This is a genomic window from Chamaesiphon sp. OTE_8_metabat_110 (genome assembly GCF_031382685.1).
Lineage (GTDB): Bacteria > Cyanobacteriota > Cyanobacteriia > Cyanobacteriales > Chamaesiphonaceae > Chamaesiphon.
The window spans coordinates 1-2,926 of record NZ_JANMZA010000083.1; the positions used below are offsets into that span (position 1 = coordinate 1).

General features: G+C 44.3%; 3 protein-coding genes. All 3 read left to right on the top strand.

The window, feature by feature from the left end; all coding sequences use genetic code 11:
- Positions 1 to 37: 37 nt before the first annotated feature.
- The 3 genes from RMO52_RS03160 to RMO52_RS03170 all read left to right on the top strand — a co-directional run bounded on the left by RMO52_RS03160 (position 38) and on the right by RMO52_RS03170 (position 2,742).
- Positions 38 to 358 (top strand): ribulose bisphosphate carboxylase small subunit, encoded by a 321-nt coding sequence (locus tag RMO52_RS03160; protein WP_309740587.1) that lies wholly within the window; start codon positions 38 to 40, stop codon positions 356 to 358.
- A 221-nt stretch (positions 359 to 579) separates the two neighbouring features.
- Positions 580 to 1,569, top strand: a complete 990-nt coding sequence (locus tag RMO52_RS03165; RefSeq protein WP_310410754.1) for a PEP-CTERM sorting domain-containing protein — start codon at positions 580 to 582, stop codon at positions 1,567 to 1,569.
- 117 nt (positions 1,570 to 1,686) lie between these two features.
- Entirely contained in the window at positions 1,687 to 2,742 is a 1,056-nt protein-coding gene (locus RMO52_RS03170) for an FAD-dependent oxidoreductase (protein ID WP_309740582.1), read from the top strand.
- The last annotated feature ends 184 nt before the right edge of the window (positions 2,743 to 2,926 follow it).

Genomic DNA, 2,926 nt, shown 5'->3' on the forward strand with positions numbered 1-2,926 from the left:
TACATCTCAACTATATTTAGCCGTAGAGCAAATAGAAATGCAAACTTTACCTTTCGCACGTCGCTTTGAGACTTTTTCCTACTTGCCACCATTGAGCGATGCTCAAATTGCCAAGCAACTACAATACATGCTCGACCAAGGATATATTCCTGGTGTTGAATTTAGCCAAGAATCCGAGCCTACCCAGCACTACTGGACACTCTGGAAGTTGCCATTATTCAACGCGACTACTACTAACGAAATTTTAGCTGAAGTCCGCGCTTGCCGTAGCGAATACGGTCATTGTTTCGTCCGTGTTGTTGGTTTCGACAACATCAAACAGTGCCAAGTATTGAGCTTCATCGTTCACAAACCATAGTAGGTAAATCGATCTAACTTTAGTTCTAAGTCTTTGGAACTAGTATTAACTCAAAGAGCAGAAAATTAATTTTCTGCTCTTTCTTTTATTGATTAGCAATAAAAGCCATCAATCCGATTGAGAGTGTTACAAATACAGCAGACTCGAACGGCTACCATTAAGCTATAATATCAGCAACTATTGTAGTTTTTGTACTATTGTAATCTCGATCGGCAAGCCACATGAAAAGACATTTAATCATTACTGGGTTGGTTGTAGCAGCTAGTTCATTACCAGTAAAAGCGATCGCTGCTACCTTCAGTCAACTAGTTGTTTATGGCGATAGTTTATCCGATTTAGGGCGCGCAGCCGCAGCAACAGGCGGAGCCGCACCACCATATAGTAATGTGGTTGGTGGTGGTAGATTTTCTAATGGGCCGATCTGGGTTGAATACTTAGCTGCTAGCCTGGGGATTCCTGCCAATGGCAATCCGGCGACTAATCGCATTACTAATTTTGCGGTTGGTGGTGCTACTACGGGTACGGCTAATACTATTCAAAATTTAATTGTCACCCCCATTATTCCAGCATTAAATGGCATCCAGCAGCAGATAACTAACGACAATGCAGTTCGCGATCGCGATGCACTATATATAATTTGGGGCGGAGCTAATGATTATTTAGGTAATGTAACTACAGATCCAGCAATACCAGTCGGGAATTTATTTGCAGATATTAATACTTTAATCGATCGCGGTGCCAGGAATATTTTAGTTCCTAATCTGTCCGATCTAGGTGCGTTACCGAGTACGCGCAACCTGGGGACTACGGCAATAGGTTTGAGCAGTTTAACCGCAGCGCATAATGCTGGTTTGGCGACGACTATTGCTAATTTAAAGTTAGCCAAACCTACCGTTAATTTGAACTTACTAGATGTTAATGGTTTGTTTAACCGAATTGTGACTAATCCTAGCAGTTTTGAATTTACCGATGTTACTACTCAATGTCTAACTACTACCGTTTGTGCGAATCCGAATGCCAACTTGTTCTGGGATGATATTCATCCCACGACTGAGGGACATCGATTAATTGGCGAATTAGCCTTTAATACCGTTTCGCCTACTGCTGTTCCTGAACCGATCGCAATATTGGGTTCTTTAATGGCTGGGAGCGCGGCAATCGCGTTTAAACGTAAACTTAAAGCAGCCAATGTCGATCGACACGACATTTAAAGTAAGGGCAATTCGTGAAGCGGCGGTTTTATTAGGAGGGAACCTCCGAATAAAAACACCGACAAGACATTGCCCCTACCTCAATGGCTAGTAATCTTTCAAACTTTTGCATAGGTAATGACTAATATTCTAGAAATTGCGATTGTTGGTGCTGGAATCGCGGGTATTACTTGCGCCAGCGAACTTCAAGCTGCTGGGTATCAAGGGATTACTATCTTTGAAAAGTCTCGGGGAGTTGGTGGTAGACTGACAACCCGAAGAATGCACCAGACGTGTGTCGATCGTGGGACTTGTTATATCTCCCCCAAAGGCGAGAAATTTCGCAAATTACTCGATCGACTCATTGCCGACAACATTGCCGAAACGTGGACGGATACTACTCATACGCTAACTGCAAATGGCGATATGTCAGCAGATCCAGCTATTTACCCCCGGTATGTTGCGCCTGGTGGTATGAATCAAATTGCTAAATACCTAGCACAGGATCTAGATATTCGATTCGGACAACGCGCGATCTCGATTCACCCCGATGGTAATTTATGGCGACTGACGATCGATGGTACCAACCCAACCGAAATTCTCGCCCGAAAAGTAATTCTCGCTATTCCCGCTCCTCAAGCACTAGATCTCCTCAAGCCTTTGACCCCTATTTTGCCCATCGAGTTTATAAACGACCTAACAGCAGTTGAATTTTATCCCTCGATTGCAGTAGCTGCTGGCTATATAGATACTCAACTAGCCCAATGGCAAACAACTCATCCCCAAATTAAATCCGTTACTTGCCAAGGCGACCCAATTCTGGCATGGCTAGGACTAGATAGCAGCAAACGTCAACAATTAGCACCACCAGTCTTTGTACTTCAGAGTACGGCTGAATTCGCCAGTAAGTACCCCGAACCTCAATCCACCGCTATTGCCAGTCTACTCATGTTAGAACGTGCCAGCAAGCGGTTTTTCCCCTGGTTTCGAGACTTTCAGTGGCAAGAACCGCATCTCTGGCGCTACGCGATCGCCAAATCTCCTCACCACTTATCTTCGCAGACTGCCGCAGACTCCTATTTATCGATCGATATCCCCGCTCCTCTATTCTGTATCGGCGACTGGTGTCGTGGCTCTAAAGTAGAAGATGCTTACCTGGCAGGGATGACATTAGCCGCAACCCTTAAAAGCTAACGCTAGTAACAGGTTCTATAACTCGAACGAACGATATCAAATTAATTTCCCAAAAAGGGTTGACAATCCTAGGCAGACAAGATATATTAGTAAAGCGGTCGAGGGAAACAGCCCAGCGGAATCGACGAAAGTCGCTCCTAGAGCCAACTACCTTCACCACTGAACCTAGACAACTATATAGTTT

Coding starts and splice junctions, on each gene's coding strand:
- RMO52_RS03160 (WP_309740587.1), top strand. CDS start 38: ATGCAAACTTTACCTTTCGCACGTCGCTTTGAGACTTTTTCCTACTTG.
- RMO52_RS03165 (WP_310410754.1), top strand. CDS start 580: ATGAAAAGACATTTAATCATTACTGGGTTGGTTGTAGCAGCTAGTTCA.
- RMO52_RS03170 (WP_309740582.1), top strand. CDS start 1,687: ATGACTAATATTCTAGAAATTGCGATTGTTGGTGCTGGAATCGCGGGT.